Origin of the sequence: Streptomyces sp. NPDC088785 (genome assembly GCF_044750685.1) — a bacterium.
Lineage (GTDB): Bacteria > Actinomycetota > Actinomycetes > Streptomycetales > Streptomycetaceae > Streptomyces.
Window position 1 is genome coordinate 602,729 of the sequence record NZ_JBIVKH010000002.1, and the last position, 17,871, is coordinate 620,599.

The following is a 17,871-nucleotide window of genomic DNA, read 5'->3' on the forward strand; positions in this document are numbered from 1 at the left end:
TCCGAGGTCGACACCCCCGCGCCCGGAGCCGGTCGCCGTGCCCGCGCGGGGTCCCCGAAGCCACTTCGCCCTGTCCTGCCGGGAGATCGCCATGTCCGCTCACGCCACCGCCACCGCCACCGCCGTCGCCGCCGAGTCCACCGACCCCGCCTGTGGCGCCCCGCTGCCGGTGCTCGGCCGGGACGTCACCGTGCCGCTCGTCACCGGCGGCGAGGTGACCTACGCGGCCCTCGACTACGCCGCCTCCGCCCCCGCCCTCCAGCGGGTGTGGGACGACGTCGCCGCATACGCCCCCTACTACGGCAGCGTGCACCGCGGCGCCGGATACCTCTCGCAGCTGTCCACCGACCTCTTCGAGAACTCCCGGACGACGGTGGCCGAGTTCCTGGACTGCCGCGACGGCGACCAGGTCGTCTTCACCCGCTCCACCACCGACTCGCTCAACCTGCTGGCCGCCGCGCTCCCCGCCGGCTGCCAGGTCTTCGTCTTCGAGACCGAGCACCACGCCTCGCTGCTGCCGTGGCGGGACGCCCGCGTCACCTACCTGAACGCGCCGCGCACCCCGGACGAGGCCGTCGCCACCCTGGAGCGGGCGCTGGCCGACCGGGACCCGTACGGCCCCGCCCTCGTCTGCGTCACCGGTGCCTCCAACGTCACCGGTGAACTCTGGCCGGTGCGCGAGCTGGCGGCGGCCGCTCACGCGCACGGTGCCCGCATCGTGCTCGACGCCGCCCAGCTCGCGCCCCACCACCCCGTCTCCGTGCGCGACCTGGACGTCGACTGGGTCGCCTTCTCGGGGCACAAGCTGTACGCGCCGTTCGGCTCCGGCGTGCTCGCGGGGCGCTCCGACTGGCTGACCGCCGCCGAGCCGTACCTCGCCGGGGGCGGCGCCTCCCGCAAGGTCGCCCGGCGCGCCGACGGCGGCGTGGACGTCGAGTGGCACGAGAACGCCGCCCGGCACGAGGCCGGTTCGCCGAACGTCATCGGGGTCTACTCCATCGCCTCCGCCTGCAAGGCGCTGACCGAGGCCGGCTTCGAGGGGCTCGTCGAGCGGGAGCGGTACCTGATCGACAAGGTCCGCGCCGGGCTCGCCGGGGTGCCCGAGGTGAAGGTGCTGTCGCTGTTCGGGGACGACGCCCCGCGCGTCGGCGTCATCTCGTTCGTGGTGGAGGGCTGGAACTCCTCCCACTTCGCCGCCGCGCTCTCCGCCGAGTACGGCATCGGGGTCCGCGACGGCCTGTTCTGCGCCCACCCGCTGGTGCGCACCCTGCTCGGCTCCGACCCGCAGACGCAGGGGGAGTGCGGGGCGCCCGAGGCGGCGCCCGGCGAGAAGTCGCTGAACGCGATCCGGGTCAGCTTCGGCGCCGGGACGCCCGACGAGCACGTCGACCGGTTCGTCGCCGCCGTCGCCGAGCTGGTCCGGGACGGCGCCGCGTGGAGCTACCGCACCGAGCAGGGGCGCTGCGTCCCGGCGTCGTGAGGTGCGGCCCCGCCCCGGACCGGCCCTAGCCGTCCAGGCCGATGGAGAAGGCGGCCTCCAGGTCGTGCTGGGAGTAGGTGCGGAACGCGACGTGCGTGTCCGTGCCCTCCACGCCCGGGATCTTGCTGATGCTGCCGGGGATGATGTCCGCGAGGTCGTCGTGGCGGGCGACCCGGACCATGGCGATCAGGTCGTAGGTGCCGGTGACGGAGAAGACCTCGCTGACGCTGTCCAGGGCCGCGATCGACTCGGCGATCTCGGGGATCCGGTCCACGCTGGTCTTGATGAGCACGATCGCGGTGATCACGGCTGGCTGTCTCCCTCGGTGGCCGTGGCATGGGTCGGCTCAACCTTAGCCCGGCCCCGGTAGCGCACCCACGCGTAGAGGAACCCGAGGGAGAAGCCGACGAGGTGCGCCAGGTAGGCGACCGCCGGCCCCTGGGTGTCCTGCCCGGCCGCCGCCCACTGCAACGCCACCCAGAACGGCAGCACCACCCACGCGGGAAAACGCAGCGGCAGGAAGAGCAGGAACGGGAACAGGCTGGTCACGCGCGCGTCGGGGAACAGATAGAGGAAGGCGCCGAGGACCGCCGAGATCGCTCCGGAGGCGCCGACCAGGCTCTGGTCGGACTCGGGGTGGGCGAGCGCGTACGCGAACAGCGCCAGGTAGCCGGTGATCAGGTAGAAGAGCCCGTACTGAAGGCGGCCCATGCGCTCCTCGGCCATCGCGCCGAAGACATAGAGGAAGAGCATGTTGCCCAGCAGGTGCAGCCAGCTGCCGTGCACGAACAGGGCGGTGAGCGGGGTGAGGGCGGCGCGTGCCGATCCGGTGAGGAGTTCGGCGGGCACCACGCCCCAGCGGTCGAAATAGGCGGTCTGTTCCGTCAGCAGCCGGGCACCCGTGCCATAGGTCGGGTTGAAGCCGGAGGCCGGCGACAGCACGAAGACCCCACAGCACAGCGCGATGATCCCGTAGGTGACCGGGGCCGGGTGTCCCCTGAGGAATGCGGTCACTTTTCCGAGTTTTCCGGTCGCGTCGCGCCCGTCGCCGATCATGGGAAGAGCATGACGCAAGGCGGGGAGCGGGCGACGTACGGCAGGCCGTAGGGTTACGGGCAATACAGCAAGCACCCCGCACCACGCCGTGCACGCGAGGAAGAGATGCTCTGAGATGACGGTTCCCCTGCCGACCGCCACCACCCGCTGGCGCTGCACGCTGTGCGGCAACCTGACGCGGTTCGACGTGACGCGTTCGTCGAAGGTCGTCGAGTACGTCCATCTCGACCTGGCCGGTGAGCCGAAGGTCGAGGAACGCGAGGTGGTCAGTGAGACCATCGAGTCGGTCCGCTGCCGCTGGTGCAACGCGGTGGACCAGGTGGAGCTCGTCGACAGGCCGGGCACCGACTCCTGACGGAGCCGGTGCACTTCAAGACAGTTGGGGTGACGGATGGTGCAGAGCACGGGCGGGGAGGCCAAAGACCCTGAGCAGGCCGCCGCCGAGGTGCTCGACCGGCCGTTGCCCGAAGGCGTACGGCGGCGGGTCGTGCAGATCGTCTCCGACGGCTTCGGCGGGCTGACCCTCGGCGAACTGCCGTCCCCATTGCGGCAGTATGCCCGCTTCACCCCCACGCGGCGCGCCAAGTTCGCGGGCAACGCCATGGCCGCGGCGGTGGAGAGCGACACGATCTTCCGGCAGCGGATCGCCGAGCGGTTCCGCGAGGCGCAGCCCGAGCTGGCGGGCGCCCTGGAGTCGGGGTCGCCGCCGCCCGCGGCCGACCCCCTCGACGTCGCCGCCGCCGCGTACGTGCTGCGGCCCACGGGCTGGGTCAAGCTCGTCGCCGCCGCCGGCGAGGAGGCGCAGCGGGCCGACGCCGAGCGCGCCGACGAGGAGACCCGCGCCGAGCTGGAGCGGCTGCGCGCCGAGCTGGCCGAGGCGCACGCCCAGACCAGGGCCGAGACGGAACGATTGCGCGCCGAGCTGGACGCGGCCCGGCGCGAGCTCGACGCCGTGCACCGCAAGCTGCGCTCGGCGCAGAGCGACGTCAAGCGCGGCGAGGCCGCGGTGCGCAAGGCGCGCGGCGAGATCGACGGGGCGCGGGCCGAGGCGCAGGCGCAGGTGTCGGCCGCGGAGAGCGAGGCGCGGCGGGTGAAGGGGCGGCTCGGCGAGGTCGAGGCGGCCCTGGAGGCGTCCCGGCGCGCGGCCCGGGAGGGGCGCAGCGTCGAGGACATGCGGGTCCGGCTGCTCCTGGACACCGTGCTCGACGCGGCCCAGGGGCTGCGCCGGGAGCTGGCGCTGCCGCCCGTGTCGGCGCGGCCCGCCGACTCCGTGGACGCCGTGGAGCCGGGGAGGATGAGCCCGAAGGACATCGCGGCGCGCGCCCTGCACGAGCACGACCCGGCGATCCTGGACCAGTTGCTGGCGCTGCCGCAGGCCCACCTCGTGGTCGACGGCTACAACGTCACCAAGACCGGCTATCCGACGATGCCGCTGGAGAAGCAGCGGCTGCGGCTGCTCGGCTCGCTCTCGCAGCTGGCCGCCCAGACCGGCGCCGAGGTGACCTGTGTCTTCGACGGGGCGGAGCTGGCCGCGCCGGTGCTGCTCGCGCCGCCGCGCGGGGTGCGGGTGCTGTTCTCCAAGGCGGGTGTCACGGCCGACGAGTTGATCCGGCAGCTGGTGCGCGCCGAGCCGTCCGGGCGGCCGGTGATCGTCGTCTCCACGGACCGCGAGGTCGCCGACGGGGTGGCGAAGGCCGGGGCGCGCCCGGTCGCGTCCGTCATGCTGCTGAAGCGGCTCTCCTGGGGCTGATGTCCCCAATCGGCGGAACTGCAAGCTCCGTTCCGCTTGCCCGAATTGGCGAAACCTTCACGCAACGTAGCGTCAAACCGACATCACTGCATGTGAGTTGAGTGCAAAGAATGCAAGCGGTGACCGAGTTTTTTCCCGGCAGGATTTGAACTGATCACAGGAAGGTCACTAGGGTCGAGCCTCGAACCTCCGCTCGGTTGATCACTCACATGAGGTGAGTGACGGTGGAGGGGCACCGCCCATCGGGTGTTCTATGGGCGGCTGGAGGAAGAAGGAGCTCGCCTTCGTGGCGTCCCACCGTCGACCCAAGCAGCCGAGCCGCACCCGTGTGACCGTGCTCACCGCGACCGCCGCCGCTGCCGTGGCCCTCACGTCGCAGGCGGCCAACGCCGCGCCCAAGCCCGACAAGAGCGAAGTCAAGGCCAAGGTCGACAAGCTCTACGAAGAGGCGGGCAAGGCCACCGACCTCTACAACGGGGCCAAGGAGAAGCAGAAGAAGCTCGAGAAGGAGATCGGCGACCTCCAGGACAAGGTCGCCCGCGAGCAGGACGAGCTCAACGAGCTGCGCACCGGCATCGGCGCGATGGCCAGCGAGCAGTACCGCTCCGGCGGCATCGACGCCTCCGTCCAGCTCTTCCTCTCGGCGAACCCGGACGACTACCTCGACAAGGCGTCCACCCTCGACTCGCTCTCCGCGCAGCAGCTGGAGTCGCTGAAGAAGGTCCAGGCGAAGCAGCGCACGCTCGCCCAGGAGCGCGCGGAGGCCGCCGAGAAGCTGAAGGACCTCGCCGACACCCGCACCGAGCTCGGCAAGAAGAAGAAGGAAGTCCAGGGCAAGCTGGGCGAGGCGCAGAAGCTCCTCAACTCCCTGACGGCCGCCGAGCGTCAGCAGATGGCGTCCGCCGAGACGCGCGCCAGCCGCTCCTCCGCGAGCCGCGTCGACCTCGGCAACGAGGCCGCCGCCTCCAAGTTCGGCGCCGCCGCCCTGAGCGCCGCCGCCACCCAGCTCGGCAAGCCGTACGTCTCCGGCGGCACCGGCCCCAACTCGTACGACTGCTCGGGTCTGACCCAGTTCGCGTACAACCAGGCCGGCGTCGGCATCACCCGGACCACGTACACGCAGCAGAACGACGGCACCAAGATAGGCATGAGCCAGCTCAAGCCCGGTGACCTCGTCTTCTTCAACAACCTCGCGCACGTCGGCCTGTACGCCGGCAACGGCCAGGTGCTGCACGCCCCGCACCCCGGTGCCGTCGTCCGCTACGAGTCGATGAGCACGATCGGCAGCTTCCAGTTCGGCGTCCGCATCTGATCCTCGTACCGACGACGCGAGGAGATCGAGAAACGCGCCCGTTCGGGCGAATCCCGACACCTTTCGCTGACCCCGCGCCCCGCCCATGACCTGCGTCAGAGGCGGGGCGCCGGTGTGTGCGGCCCGTGCGGGGTCTTTGGTGAGGGGGTGCTCGCGCGGCTACTGTCGGCCCGCACTTCCCCCGAGCTGAAGCACGGGGGACCGTCAGCGGAAGGGAGAGCTGCCGCCCGTGGGGTCCCATCGCCGTACAGCGCACTCTCGGCACTCAGGGTTCGACCTCGGTACGCGTGTCACCGTCCTGACCGTGGCCGCCGCGGGGGCCGTCGGCGCCCTCGGCGCCGCCCCGGCGGGCGCGGCGCCGCAGGACCGGCCCGCCGACACCAAGGCGGAGGTGGACCGCCTCTACGAGCAGGCGGAGCAGGCCACGGAGTCCTTCAACAAGGCGGACGAGCGCGCCGACCGGCTCCGCAGGAGCCTCGCCGGGACGCAGGACGAGGTGGCCCGCGGGCAGGAGCGGATCAACCGGATGCGGCAGGCGCTCGGCATGGTGGCCGGCGCGCAGTACCGCTCCGGCGGGATGGACCCCTCGCTCGTGCTGATGCTCTCCTCCGACCCCGAGGGCTATCTCGACCGGGCCGGCACGATGGACCGGATCAGCGCCCGGCAGGCCGACGAACTGGCCGAACTCCAGGACGCCCAGCGGCAGCTGGCGCAGCGCCGGGCCGAGGCCCGGCACGAGCTGACCGAGCTGGAGCGCAGCCGCAAGGCCGTCGCCCGGCACAAGCACACCGTCGAGAAGAAGCTGGCCAGGGCGCGCAGGCTGCTCAACTCCCTCGACGCGCCCGACCGGGCCGCCTACGAGCGGGCCTCGCGCGGCGGCGCCCGCCCCGATCTCGCGGGCGCGGGCCCGGCCTCCTCGGCGCGCGCCGCCGCCGCCCTGGCCGCCGCGCAGTCCGCCCTCGGCAAGCCCTACGTCTGGGGCGCCAACGGACCGTCCGGGTTCGACTGCTCGGGCCTGACCCAGTGGTCGTACGCGCAGGCGGGCGTCGGCCTGCCGCGCACCTCGCAGGAGCAGCGGTACGCGGGACAGCAGGTCTCCCTGTCGCAGGCCCGGCCCGGCGATCTGGTCACCTACCGCAGCGACGCCAGCCACGTCGGCATCTACGCGGGCAACGGGCAGGTGATCCACGCGCCCTACCCGGGCGCCGCCGTCCGCTACGACCCGGTCGGCATGATGCCCGTCTCATCCGTGACCCGGCCGTAGGCACCCCGGGCCCCGTCCCCCGTACGATCGGCAGGATGGCTGGTCGACGGCGTGCGATGAGCAGGGCGGGTTCCTTCGTGGCGCTCGGCGCCCTGCTCGCCGCCCTGCCCGCCTGCGGCGGGGGAGCGCCCGCCGACGCCCGCTCGACCGCCGTGCAGCACGTCCTCGACCGGCGGGCCGCGGCCGTCATCGCGGGGGACAGCACGGCGTACCGGGCCACCGGCGGCGCGGAGCCGACGCTCCTGGCCGACCTGGCGGAGGTGCCGCTCGACGGCTGGAGCTACCGGCTCACCCGGCTCGGCCGCACCCGGCACGCCCGCGCCACGGCCACCGCCGAACTGCGCTACCGCATCGCGGGCTACGACAAGGCGCCCGTCGTCACCGAGCGCACGCTCACGCTCCGCCAGGACGCCGGGCACTGGACCGTCACGGGCGACCGGCCCGCGCAGAAGTCCGCCCAGCAGCTGTGGGAGCAGGGCCGGGTGACCGTGGTGAAGGGCGCGCACAGCCTGGTCCTCGGTGTGGGCCAGCGCCGCGCGGTGCTCCGCTCCTACGCCGCCGACGCCGACGACGCGGTGCCCGCCGTCGACAGCGCGTGGGGCGCCGACTGGGCGCGGCGCGTGGTCGTCGTCGTCCCCAGGTCGCTGGACGGCATGGGCGGGCTGCTGGGGGCGCCGGCCTCCGGCTACCAGGGGATCGCGGCCGTCACGACGGGCGAGGCGGGCGGCTCGCCCACCGCGCCCGCGGACCGGGTGATCGTCAACCCCGAGGCGTACGGCGTGCTCGGCTACTTCGGCAAGCAGGTCGTCCTCACGCACGAGACGACGCACGTGGCGACCCGGGCGTACACCTCGGCGGCGACACCGCTGTGGCTGTCGGAGGGGTACGCGGACTGGGCCGGCTACCGGGGCAGCGGCCGCGCCCCCGGCCAGGCGGCCCCCGAGTTGCAGCGGGCGGTGCGCGGCGGCGCGGCCCCCGGCTCCCTCCCGGACGACGACGCCTTCGGCTTCAGCGGCGACGCGGCCGACCTCGCGCAGGCCTACGAGTCCGGCTGGCTGGCCTGCCGGATGATCGCGGACGCCTGGGGCGAGGGGAAGCTCAACGCCTTCTACAAGGCGGTCGGCGGCCACCGGCAGCGGGCCGGGGCCGTGGACGACGCGGCGCAGAGCGTGCTCGGCATCGACGAGCGGGAGTTCGAGGCGCGCTGGCGGGCCTACGTCCGGGACCAGCTGGGCTGAGCCGGGCCGGGCGCCGCGCCCGGCAGCCGGGCCCGGGTGCCGGGCCGCGGGCCGCTCAGGACGCGACCACCGAGCTCTCGCGGGCGCTCTGGGCGGGGAGCTGCCGGTGTCCCTCGGCGGCGCGGCGCGGTTCGGTGACCGTCGCCCGCCACAGGCGGCGGCAGGCCGAGGCGGACGCCGCGACCAGCAGCCCGTTGCGCACGAGCAGCAGCGTCAGGCCCAGCCCGTCGCTCGCGACCACGTGCGAGAACCAGAGCGGGAACTCCAGGAAGGTGACGAGCGTCGCCGCGAGCACCAGCCACACCGGGAGCGTCATCCGGCTGTCGCGGAACAGCAGGCAGACCGCCGCGAGCCCGACCAGCCACAGCATGTACTGCGGGCTGATGACCCGGCTGGTCGTCGTGAACAGCAGCACCGCCGTGAGCGCCGCGTCGGCGAGCGTGGCCGGTCCCCAGGCGCGCGCCTTGAGCCGCCACAGCAGCAGCCAGCCGAAGGCGAGCGCGGTCAGCACCTGCGCGAGCGTGCTCACCAGGTCCACGTACGGGCCGAGGAACTCCACCGAGCCGTAGTTCAGCTGCACCGTGCCCGACCAGCCGAACTGCCGTGCCACGTGGAAGACGAGCGCCCCCAGGGACTCGACCTCGGTGCCGCGGTCCCGCTGGAAGGTCAGGAAGGCCATGGCGCCGGGCATCGCCAGGACGAAGGCCAGGAGCAGCCCGCCCGCCGTCAGCGCGGCGGCGCCCCAGGACTCCTGGGTCGCGCGGCCGCGCCGGGTGCCGAGCAGCAGCAGCGCGGGCCACACCTTGAGCAGCGCGCCGATCGCGGCCAGCACGCCCGCGGCCCTCGGGTGCCGGGCGGCGGCGAGCAGCGCGGCCACCGCGACCGCGGTGACCATCACGTCGTAGCGCGCGTAGACCGTCTGACCGAGCAGCGGCAGCCCGGCGACCCACACCCACACGCCGCGCCGCGAGCCGCCCTCCCGGCCGGACAGGTGGAGCAGCATCAGGAGGACGACCGCGTCCGCCAGGAAGGCCAGCAGGAAGAACGCGGAGGCGTAGGACAGGAACGGCAGCAGGGCCGGCGAGAGGATCGCGACCGCCGCGGCCGGGGGGTACTGCCACGTCACGTCGTCCAGAGGGAACGTTCCGCTGCGCAGGATGTCGGACCAGCCGTGGTAGATCACCGAGACGTCGCTGGTCACGTCCGGGCCCGGGACGACGACGACCTTGAAGACGCAGAGCAGGAGCAGGGTCCTGGTCAGGGCCCAGGTGAACAGGAGTGCGGCGGGATTTCGCGTCTTCATTCGAGTCATCATGCCGGGGGGAACCGTGCCCTGGCCACGGAACCCGGCGGCGTGGCGCGATCGGCCGCCCGGTTCGGTACTGTCTGCGGCGATGCACCAGACACCCAAGACGCTGCTCGTGACCAACGACTTCCCGCCCCGCCCCGGCGGGATCCAGGCGTTCCTGCACAACATGGCGCTGCGGCTCGATCCGGAACGGCTCGTCGTGTACGCCTCGACGTGGAAGCACGGCCGGGAGGGCGCCGAGGCGACCGCGGCGTTCGACGCCGAACAGCCCTTCACCGTCGTACGCGACCGTACGACGATGCTGCTGCCGACCCCGCGCGTGACCCGGCGCGCGGTGGGCCTGCTGACGGAGCACGGCTGTACGTCGGTGTGGTTCGGGGCGGCCGCTCCGCTCGGGCTGATGGGCACCGCGCTGCGCAGGGCGGGCGCGCGGCGGATCGTCGCCACGACGCACGGGCACGAGGCGGGGTGGGCGCAGCTGCCGGCCTCGCGGCAACTGCTGCGCAGGATCGGCGAGTCGACGGACTGCGTCACGTACCTGGGCGAGTACACGCGCTCGCGGATCGCCGCCGCGCTCACGCCCGGGGCCGCCGCGCGGATGGCGCAGCTGCCGCCCGGGGTCGACGAGAAGACCTTCCATCCCGGGTCCGGCGGGGAAGCGGTCCGGGCCCGGCTCGGGCTCACCGAGCGGCCCGTCGTGGTGTGCGTCTCGCGGCTCGTGCCGCGCAAGGGGCAGGACACGCTGATCCTGGCCATGCCGCGGATCCTGGCCGCCGTGCCGGACGCGGTGCTGCTCATCGTGGGGGGCGGGCCGTACGAGAAGGAGCTGCGGCGGCTCGTCGCGGAGACCGGGGTCGCGGACTCCGTGCGGTTCACCGGGGCGGTGCCGTGGGAGGAGCTCCCCGCGCACTACGGCGCCGGGGACGTGTTCGCCATGCCGTGCCGGACCCGGCGCGGGGGGCTGGACGTCGAGGGGCTCGGCATCGTGTACCTGGAGGCCTCCGCCACCGGGCTGCCCGTCGTCGCCGGGGACTCCGGCGGGGCGCCGGACGCCGTGCTCGACGGCGAGACGGGGTGGGTCGTGCGGGGCGGCTCCGCCGAGGCCGTCGCGGACCGGGTGGTGCCGTTGCTGGGCGATGCCGAGCTGCGGGCGCGGATGGGGGAGCGGGGACGCGCCTGGGTGGAGGAGAAGTGGCGCTGGGACCTGCTCGCCGAACGCTTGCGGGAGCTGCTGTGACGCCGGTCCCCAGCCGGTCCCCAGCCGGCCGCCGGCCGCTCCGCGCGCGGCTCTCCGGCGCTCCTGAGCCAGCACTTTTGAAGCAGTGCCCCTGAAGCAGCGCCCCAGGGGCACGCGGGGGTCAGCCCCGGTAGAGGGCCTCGATCTCGTCGGCGTAGTCCTTCGCCACCACGTTGCGCTTCAGCTTCAGCGACGGCGTCAGGTGCCCGGAGTCCTCGGTGAACTGCGCCCCCAGGACCCGGAACTTGCGCACCGACTCGGCCTTGGACACCGCCGCGTTCCCGTCGTCCACCGCCGACTGGACGGCGGCCAGCAGATCGGCGTCCTCGCGCAGCGACGCCACCGTCGACCCGGCGGGCTTGCCGTGGTCGGCGAGCCACTTGCCGAGGAACTCCTCGTCGATCGTGACGAGCGCGCCGACGAACGGCCGCCCGTCGCCGACCACCATGCACTCGGCGACCAGCGCGTGCGCGCGGATGCGGTCCTCGATGACGGCGGGGGCGACGTTCTTGCCGCCGGCCGTCACGATGATCTCCTTCTTGCGCCCGGTGATCCGCAGATAGCCGTCCTCGTCGAGGGTGCCGATGTCACCGGTGTGGAACCAGCCGTCGGCCAGCGCCTCCTCGGTCGCGCCCTCGTTGTTCCAGTACCCGGTGAACAGGTGCTCGCCGTGCAGCAGCACCTCGCCGTCGTCGGCGATCCGGACCACCGAGCCCGGCAGCGGCTGCCCGACCGTGCCGATCTTCTGCCGGTCCCACGGGTTGAAGGCGGTGGCGGCGCAGGACTCGGTCAGGCCGTAGCCCTCCAGGACCGTGAAGCCGATGCCGCGGAAGAAGTGCCCGAGCCGCTCACCGAGCGGGGCGCCACCGGAGATGGCGTGCTCGCCGCGCCCGCCGAGCACCGCCCGCAGCTTGCTGTAGACCAGCTTGTCGAACGTCTTGTACTTGAGCCGCAGCCCCAGCGACGGGCCCTTCGGCGTGTCCAGCGCCCGGCTGTACTCGATCGCCGTGTCGGCGGCCTTGTCGAAGATCCTGCCCTTGCCGTCGGCCTGCGCCTTGGCCCGCGCCGAGTTGTACACCTTCTCGAAGACGCGCGGGACGCCCAGGATCAGCGTGGGGCGGAACGCGGCGAGCTCGTCCGTGAGGTTCTTGATGTCGGGGGCGTGGCCCAGCTTGATCGGGGCCATCAGCGAGGCCACCTGGACCAGCCGGCCGAAGACGTGCGCCACCGGCAGGAAGAGGAGGACCGAGCACTCGCCGGTGCGGAACAGCGGTTTCAGCCGCTCCACCACGTTTCCGCACTCCGCGAAGAAGCTGCGGTGGGTCAGCACACAGCCCTTGGGGCGGCCGGTGGTGCCCGAGGTGTAGACGATGGTCGCCGGGTCGTCGGCCTTCGCGACGGCGCTGCGCTCGTCGACCGTCGCGTCCGGCACCTCGGCGCCCGCCCTGTCCAGCTCCTCGACCCCGCCCGCGTCGATCTGCCAGACGTGCGCGAGCTGCGGCAGCCCGTCCCGTACGGAGGCGACGGCCGCGCTGTGGCCGTCCGACTCGACGACGATGCCGACGGCGCCCGAGTCGCCGAGGATCCACTGGATCTGCTCCGGCGAGCTGGTCTCGTAGACGGGCACGGTGACCGCGCCCGCGCTCCAGATCGCGAAGTCGAGCAGCGTCCACTCGTAGCGCGTACGGGACATCAGGGCGACGCGGTCGCCCGCCCGCACGCCGGAGGCGATCAGGCCCTTGGCGGCCGCGCGCACCTCGGCGAGGAAGACGGTCGAGGTGATGTCCTGCCAGGCGCCGTCGACCTTGCGGCCGATGACGGCGACGTCCGGATGCTGCGCGGCGTTTCTGCGGACGATGTCGGTCAGGTTTCCGTCGGCAGGGACCTCGTACAAAGCCGGAAGGCTGAACTCGCGCAAGACTGCTGCTCCTCGTAGGGCGCCGGCGCCACGACTCTGTGTGCTGCGTCGGTGCGGTCCAAGATCGGGCAGGTGCTCAGCCCCTGAACTGGTCGATCCGGTTGAACTGAGCACGACTGGACTGCCCGGACGTTACCCACCAGTACTGCTTTTTCGGTAGGGGGTCCAGGTCAGATGTTCGCTGCGTCACACGTCATGGCGGTGCTCTGCGCACAGTAGTCCAGCAGATTCCCGACTCGGAAGTAACCGCAGGTCCGGCGGGCTCTACCCACTCCGGGCCGGTCGTCCTAGGGTGATCGCATGCGCGTACATGTAGTCAGCGATGTGCACGGGAACTCCACCGGCCTCGCCCGGGCGGGCGACGGGGCGGACGCCCTCGTCTGCCTCGGTGACCTGGTGCTCTTCCTCGACTACGCGGACCACTCCCGCGGCATTTTCCCGGACTTGTTCGGAAAGGAGAACGCCTCGCGGATCGTGGAGCTGCGCACCGCCCGCCGCTTCGAGGAGGCGCGGGAGTTCGGCAGGCGCCTGTGGGCCGGTGTCGACCGCGGGCCCGCCATCGAAAAAGCCGTGCGCAAGCAGTACTCGGAGCTGTTCGCCGCCTTCCCCACTCCGACGTACGCCACGTACGGCAACGTCGACATCCCCCACCTGTGGAGCGAGTACGCCGGACCGGGCACGACCGTGCTCGACGGGCAGCGCGTCGAGATCGGCGGCCGCGTCTTCGGATTCGTCGGCGGCGGCCTGCGCACCCCGATGCGCACCCCGTACGAGATCGACGACGAGGAGTACGCCGCCAAGATCGAGGCCGTGGGCGAGGTCGACGTCCTGTGCACCCACATCCCGCCCGAGGTGCCCGACCTGGTGTACGACACCGTGGCACGGCGGTTCGAGCGCGGCAGCCGGGCCCTGCTCGCCGCCATCCGCCGCACCCGCCCCCGCTACGCCCTGTTCGGACACGTCCACCAGCCACTGGTCCGGCGCATGCGGATCGGCTCCACGGAATGCGTCAACGTCGGCCATTTCGCGGGTTCCGGCAGGCCCTGGGCCCTGGAGTGGTGACGGCGCCGGGGCCCGCGCGCGATAGCCTGCACGCGACGCGCGGGCTCGCACACACCCCGTCGCGGCACACCTACCCCTGACCGGTATCCGGAGGAGCCACGGCGATGGCGGAACACACCAGTTCGAGCATCACGATCGAGGCGGCACCGGCCGACGTCATGGGGGTGATCGCCGACTTCGCCCGCTATCCGGACTGGACGGGCGAGGTGAAGGAGGCCGAGGTCCTCAGCTCCGACGACGCCGGCCGCGCCGAGCAGGTCCGGCTCGTCATGGACGCGGGCGCGATCAAGGACGACCAGGTCCTCAAGTACACCTGGGCCGGGCCCAACGAGGTGTCCTGGTCCCTGGTGAAGTCGCAGATGCTGCGCTCCCTCGACGGCTCCTACGTCCTCACCCCCGCCGGCTCGGGCACCGAGGTCACCTACTCGCTGACCGTGGACGTCAAGATCCCGCTGCTCGGGATGATCAAGCGCAAGGCCGAGAAGGTCATCACGGACCGCGCCCTGGCCGGACTGAAGAAGTGGGTGGAGTCGGGCGCCCCCTCCTAGGCCCCTCCCGGGCTAGGGCTCCCTCCCCAGCCCCCTCCCGGGTCCACCCGCCGGTGCCCGCCGGCCCCCGCCGGCCGGTCGGTACCCTGCACTCTCATGCGCACCCTCCTGGTCACCGGCCCCGGCGGTTCCGGCACGACGGCCGTCGCCTCCGCCACCGCCCTCCGGGCCGCCCGGGACGGCGCCCGCGTCCGGCTGATCACCGGGGACGCCGCGGCCGAACCGCCCGGCGTCACCGTCACCCGGCTCACCCCGGCCGACGACTTCCGCGCCGACCTGCTCGCACTCCAGGAGCGGGCCGCCGCAGGACTCGACCTGCTGGGCGCCGCCCGGCTCGACGGCGACGAACTCACCCCGCTGCCCGGCGCCGCGGAGCTGGCCCTGCTGCGCGCCCTGCGGGACAGCGCCGACGGACCGGACGACCTGGTCGTCGTCGACCTGCCGGCCGCCCCGCGCGCCGTCGCCCTGCTCGCCCTGCCCGAACAGCTGCGCCGCTACCTGCGCCGGCTGCTGCCCGCCGAACGGCAGGCCGCCCGCGCCCTGCGGCCCGTCCTCGGCCGCCTCGCCGGGGTGCCGATGCCCGCGGAGTGGCTGTACGAGGCCGCCCGCCGCTGGGACCGCGAACTCGCCGCCGCGCAGGCCGTGATCGACTCCGACGACACCTCCGTCCGCCTCGTCGTCGAACCCACCGAGGCCGGCGCCGAGACCCTGCGCACCACGGTCGCCGGGCTCGCGCTGCACGGCCTGCGCCTCGACGCGGTGCTCGCCAACCGGCTGCTGCCCGACGGCTCCACCGACCCCTGGCTCGCCGACGCCGCCGCCCGGCAGCGCAAGGTGATCGCCGCCTGGCAGCACGAGACGCACGGCATCGCGCACCTGGGACGCGACCCGGGCCCCGCCGACCTGGACGTCCCGCCGCCGCCCGCGGCGCCCGTCCCCGCGGCGCCCTGGCCCGTCGAGGACCGGCTCGCGGACGACGGGGTGCTGGTCTGGCGGATCCCGCTGCCCGGCACCGTGCGCGAGGAGCTGAGCCTGGTGCGCCGGGGCGACGAGCTGGTCATCAGGGCCGGCCCCTTCCGGCGGATCGTCCCGCTGCCCTCCGCCCCGCGCCGCTGCACCGTCGCCGGGGCCGGCCTGGTCGACGGTGAGCTGTGCGTACGGTTCGCGCCCGACCCGGATCTGTGGCCGCACGCACGGTGAACGCCCCGCACCCGTTCGGGTACCGTCGAAGGTGCAACCGGTTCAGGAAACCCTCAGCTCTCCGCAGGAGTCAGCCCCATGAGCGACGCCACCGAGAAGCCCGTAGACGCCGACGCGTGGGAGAAGGCCTGTGCCGAGGACCTCGCCGAGGAGAAGGCCCGCCGCCGTGCCGAGCACGGCGCCCCGCCCGGCTCCGCCGCCGAGGAGCTGAAGAAGCTCGTCGACGCGGTCGCCGACAAGCTCTCCGGATTCGCCGGGACCCCCGGCGCGCAGGCCCCCTTCCTGGGCGCCGTCGCCCAGGGCACCGCCGAACAGGCCGCCCGGCAGGTCGTCCGGCAGGTCCGCAATGTCGTCGAGCCGGTCATCGAGCGCAACTCCGACGTCTTCGACCACCTCGCCGCCGCGGGGTCCGAGCTGCTCGCCGCCTACCGCTCGGCCGTCGAGAACCAGGAGCGGCGCTGGACCCAGCGCCCCGCGGACACCCGGCCCCCCGAGCCCCGCGGCCCCGGCGACGAGGGCCCCGGCGGGGAGCACATCGACCTGGACTGAAGCCCGCTCGGGTACGGTGGGCCGTAGCGGGGCTCGACCGAACTGAGGGATTCATGGGACTCACCATCGGCGTCGACATCGGCGGCACGAAGATCGCGGCCGGCGTGGTCGACGAGGAGGGGAACATCCTCTCCACGTTCAAGGTGCCGACGCCTTCCACGCCTGACGGGATCGTGGACGCGATCGCCTCGGCCGTGGAAGGCGCCAGGGCCGGTCACGAGATCGTCGGCGTCGGCATCGGGGCCGCCGGATACGTCAACCGGCAGCGCTCCACCGTGTACTTCGCGCCGAACATCGACTGGCGTCAGGAACCGCTCAAGGAGAAGGTCGAGGCACGCGTCGGCCTGCCCGTCGTCGTCGAGAACGACGCGAACGCGGCGGCCTGGGGCGAATACAGGTTCGGCGCGGGCAAGGGCCACCGCAACGTCATCTGCATCACGCTCGGCACCGGCCTCGGCGGCGGCATCATCATCGGCAACAAGCTGCGCCGCGGCCACTTCGGCGTGGCCGCCGAGTTCGGCCACATCCGCATGGTGCCGGACGGGCTGCTGTGCGGCTGCGGTTCGCAGGGCTGCTGGGAGCAGTACGCCTCCGGCCGCGCCCTGGTCCGCTACGCACGCCAGCGGGCCAACGCGACGCCGGAGAACGCGGACTACCTGCTGTCGCTCGGCGACGGCACCCCCGACGGCATCGAGGGCAAGCACATCTCCATGGCCGCCCGGCAGGGCGATCTGGTGGCCGTCGACTCCTACCGCGAGCTGGCCCGCTGGGCCGGCGCGGGCCTGGCCGACCTGGCCTCGCTCTTCGACCCGTCGGCGTTCATCGTCGGCGGCGGCCTGTCGGACGAGGGCGAGCTGGTCCTCGACCCGATCCGCAGGTCCTACAAGCGCTGGCTGGTCGGCGGCAACTGGCGGCCGGTGGCCGACGTGATCGCGGCCCAGCTCGGCAACAAGGCGGGCCTGGTCGGCGCCGCCGACCTGGCGCGGGAGCCCGACCCCGTCATGTGACATCCGCACGGCCCGGTGCCCGTCGTACCCTCCGGGGGCGGCGGGCACCGGCGTATCTTGATCTTCATGGATTCCGGTTCCCTCAGCGATCGCTCCGAACTGCCCAACTCCGGTACGGAAGAAGACGGTTCGGTCGTCATCCGCGTCCTCAGCTACAACATCCGCTCGATGCGGGACAGCCCGGTGGCCCTCGCCCGCGTGATGAAGGCCTGCGCCCCCGACCTGGTGCTCATCCAGGAGGCCCCCCGGTTCTTCCGCTGGCGCAAGCGGCTCGCGCGGCTGGCCCGCGCCTCGAACCTGGTGATCCTCTCCGGCGGCGGCAGCGCGGCCGGGCCCGCGCTGCTCTGCTCCCTGCGCGCGACCGTCGAGCGGACCGAGGACGTGCTGCTCCCGCTCACCCCCGGCCTGCACCGGCGCGGCTTCGCCACCGCCGTCGTGCGCTTCGGGGACGCCCGGGGCCCGCGCCTCGGCGTCGTCAGCTGCCATCTGAGCCTTCAGAAGGACGAGCGCTACGCGCAGGGCGGGCTGCTGCTCGACCGGATCGCGGAGCTGGGCACCGAGCACGCCGTCGTGGGCGGCGACCTCAACGAGCGGCCGGACGGGCGGACCTTCCGCCGGCTGGCCGCCACCCTCCAGGACTGCTGGGCGAAGGCGCCCTGGGGCGGCGAATACACCTCGACGCCGGCCGACCCCCACCAGCGCATCGACGCGATCCTGGCCACCGAGGGCCTGGAGGTGCTGGGGTGCGGGGTGCCGGACTTCCTGGACACGGACGAACTGCGGGCGGCCACGGACCATCTCCCGGTCCTGGCCGCCCTCCGGATCCCCGCCGTCTGACCGGGGCCGGTCCGGTTCTGTCCGGCCCTGTCCGGTTCGGTCCGGTGCGGTCCGGCCCCGGCTCCGTACGGGCACGGAGCCGCGAGCCGTCGCGTACCGGTGTG

17 protein-coding genes are annotated in these 17,871 nt (G+C 73.2%); 13 read left to right on the top strand and 4 right to left on the bottom strand.

The window, feature by feature from the left end; all coding sequences use genetic code 11:
* Positions 1 to 91 precede the first annotated feature (91 nt).
* A complete protein-coding gene (locus ACIP5K_RS08355; protein WP_401406684.1) occupies positions 92 to 1,480 on the top strand; it encodes an aminotransferase class V-fold PLP-dependent enzyme in 1,389 nt (462 codons plus the stop codon).
* A 25-nt stretch (positions 1,481 to 1,505) separates the two neighbouring features.
* Here the strand turns inward: ACIP5K_RS08355 and ACIP5K_RS08360 are convergent, their stop codons facing one another.
* Both ACIP5K_RS08360 and ACIP5K_RS08365 read right to left on the bottom strand, forming a co-directional pair.
* Positions 1,506 to 1,787: an Lrp/AsnC ligand binding domain-containing protein gene (locus tag ACIP5K_RS08360; RefSeq protein WP_361548249.1), complete on the bottom strand. Its 282-nt coding sequence runs from the start codon at positions 1,785 to 1,787 to the stop codon at positions 1,506 to 1,508.
* Positions 1,784 to 2,536 carry a rhomboid family intramembrane serine protease gene (locus tag ACIP5K_RS08365; protein WP_401406687.1) on the bottom strand — a complete coding sequence of 251 codons (753 nt, stop codon included), beginning with the start codon at positions 2,534 to 2,536 and terminating at the stop codon, positions 1,784 to 1,786. The genes ACIP5K_RS08360 and ACIP5K_RS08365 overlap by 4 nt, the downstream gene beginning before the upstream one ends.
* Before the next feature lie 115 nt (positions 2,537 to 2,651).
* On the opposite strand from ACIP5K_RS08365, the gene ACIP5K_RS08370 reads away from it, so the two are divergent.
* The 5 genes from ACIP5K_RS08370 (at position 2,652) to ACIP5K_RS08390 (ending at position 8,100) form a co-directional block, all read left to right on the top strand.
* Positions 2,652 to 2,891: a hypothetical protein gene (locus ACIP5K_RS08370; protein WP_266600749.1), complete on the top strand. Its 240-nt coding sequence runs from the start codon at positions 2,652 to 2,654 to the stop codon at positions 2,889 to 2,891.
* A gap of 36 nt (positions 2,892 to 2,927) precedes the next feature.
* Complete coding sequence (locus ACIP5K_RS08375) at positions 2,928 to 4,286, top strand: NYN domain-containing protein (protein WP_401406691.1); 1,359 nt, start codon at positions 2,928 to 2,930, stop codon at positions 4,284 to 4,286.
* 286 nt (positions 4,287 to 4,572) lie between these two features.
* Positions 4,573 to 5,598 carry an NlpC/P60 family protein gene (locus ACIP5K_RS08380; protein ID WP_401406694.1) on the top strand — a complete coding sequence of 342 codons (1,026 nt, stop codon included), beginning with the start codon at positions 4,573 to 4,575 and terminating at the stop codon, positions 5,596 to 5,598.
* Positions 5,599 to 5,827: 229 nt separating this feature from the next.
* Complete coding sequence (locus tag ACIP5K_RS08385) at positions 5,828 to 6,862, top strand: NlpC/P60 family protein (protein ID WP_401406697.1); 1,035 nt, start codon at positions 5,828 to 5,830, stop codon at positions 6,860 to 6,862.
* A gap of 35 nt (positions 6,863 to 6,897) precedes the next feature.
* Positions 6,898 to 8,100, top strand: a complete 1,203-nt coding sequence (locus ACIP5K_RS08390; RefSeq protein ID WP_401406700.1) for a hypothetical protein — start codon at positions 6,898 to 6,900, stop codon at positions 8,098 to 8,100.
* Positions 8,101 to 8,155: 55 nt separating this feature from the next.
* On the opposite strand, the gene ACIP5K_RS08395 is transcribed toward ACIP5K_RS08390, so the two are convergent.
* Positions 8,156 to 9,403 carry a glycosyltransferase 87 family protein gene (locus ACIP5K_RS08395; protein WP_401406703.1) on the bottom strand — a complete coding sequence of 416 codons (1,248 nt, stop codon included), beginning with the start codon at positions 9,401 to 9,403 and terminating at the stop codon, positions 8,156 to 8,158.
* 91 nt (positions 9,404 to 9,494) lie between these two features.
* Between ACIP5K_RS08395 and ACIP5K_RS08400 the strand changes: the two genes are divergently transcribed.
* Positions 9,495 to 10,646, top strand: coding sequence for a glycosyltransferase family 4 protein (locus ACIP5K_RS08400; protein WP_401406706.1), 1,152 nt, complete (start codon positions 9,495 to 9,497; stop codon positions 10,644 to 10,646).
* Between the two features lie 121 nt (positions 10,647 to 10,767).
* Here ACIP5K_RS08400 and ACIP5K_RS08405 read toward each other — a convergent pair whose 3' ends face one another.
* On the bottom strand, positions 10,768 to 12,564 hold the full coding sequence (locus ACIP5K_RS08405; protein WP_401406709.1) for an AMP-dependent synthetase/ligase: 1,797 nt from the start codon (positions 12,562 to 12,564) through the stop codon (positions 10,768 to 10,770).
* 300 nt (positions 12,565 to 12,864) lie between these two features.
* On the opposite strand from ACIP5K_RS08405, the gene ACIP5K_RS08410 reads away from it, so the two are divergent.
* The 6 genes from ACIP5K_RS08410 to ACIP5K_RS08435 all read left to right on the top strand — a co-directional run bounded on the left by ACIP5K_RS08410 (position 12,865) and on the right by ACIP5K_RS08435 (position 17,767).
* The gene (locus ACIP5K_RS08410) at positions 12,865 to 13,626 is read left to right on the top strand and encodes a metallophosphoesterase (RefSeq protein ID WP_401406712.1); all 762 of its coding nucleotides are present in this window, start codon (positions 12,865 to 12,867) and stop codon (positions 13,624 to 13,626) included.
* A gap of 104 nt (positions 13,627 to 13,730) precedes the next feature.
* Positions 13,731 to 14,174 carry an SRPBCC family protein gene (locus tag ACIP5K_RS08415; protein ID WP_401406714.1) on the top strand — a complete coding sequence of 148 codons (444 nt, stop codon included), beginning with the start codon at positions 13,731 to 13,733 and terminating at the stop codon, positions 14,172 to 14,174.
* 96 nt (positions 14,175 to 14,270) lie between these two features.
* The gene (locus ACIP5K_RS08420) at positions 14,271 to 15,374 is read left to right on the top strand and encodes an ArsA family ATPase (RefSeq protein WP_401406717.1); all 1,104 of its coding nucleotides are present in this window, start codon (positions 14,271 to 14,273) and stop codon (positions 15,372 to 15,374) included.
* A 78-nt stretch (positions 15,375 to 15,452) separates the two neighbouring features.
* Entirely contained in the window at positions 15,453 to 15,923 is a 471-nt protein-coding gene (locus tag ACIP5K_RS08425; protein ID WP_401406720.1) for a DUF5304 domain-containing protein, read from the top strand.
* Between the two features lie 53 nt (positions 15,924 to 15,976).
* Entirely contained in the window at positions 15,977 to 16,930 is a 954-nt protein-coding gene (locus tag ACIP5K_RS08430; RefSeq protein WP_401406723.1) for an ROK family glucokinase, read from the top strand.
* A 66-nt stretch (positions 16,931 to 16,996) separates the two neighbouring features.
* Positions 16,997 to 17,767: an endonuclease/exonuclease/phosphatase family protein gene (locus ACIP5K_RS08435; RefSeq protein ID WP_401406726.1), complete on the top strand. Its 771-nt coding sequence runs from the start codon at positions 16,997 to 16,999 to the stop codon at positions 17,765 to 17,767.
* The last annotated feature ends 104 nt before the right edge of the window (positions 17,768 to 17,871 follow it).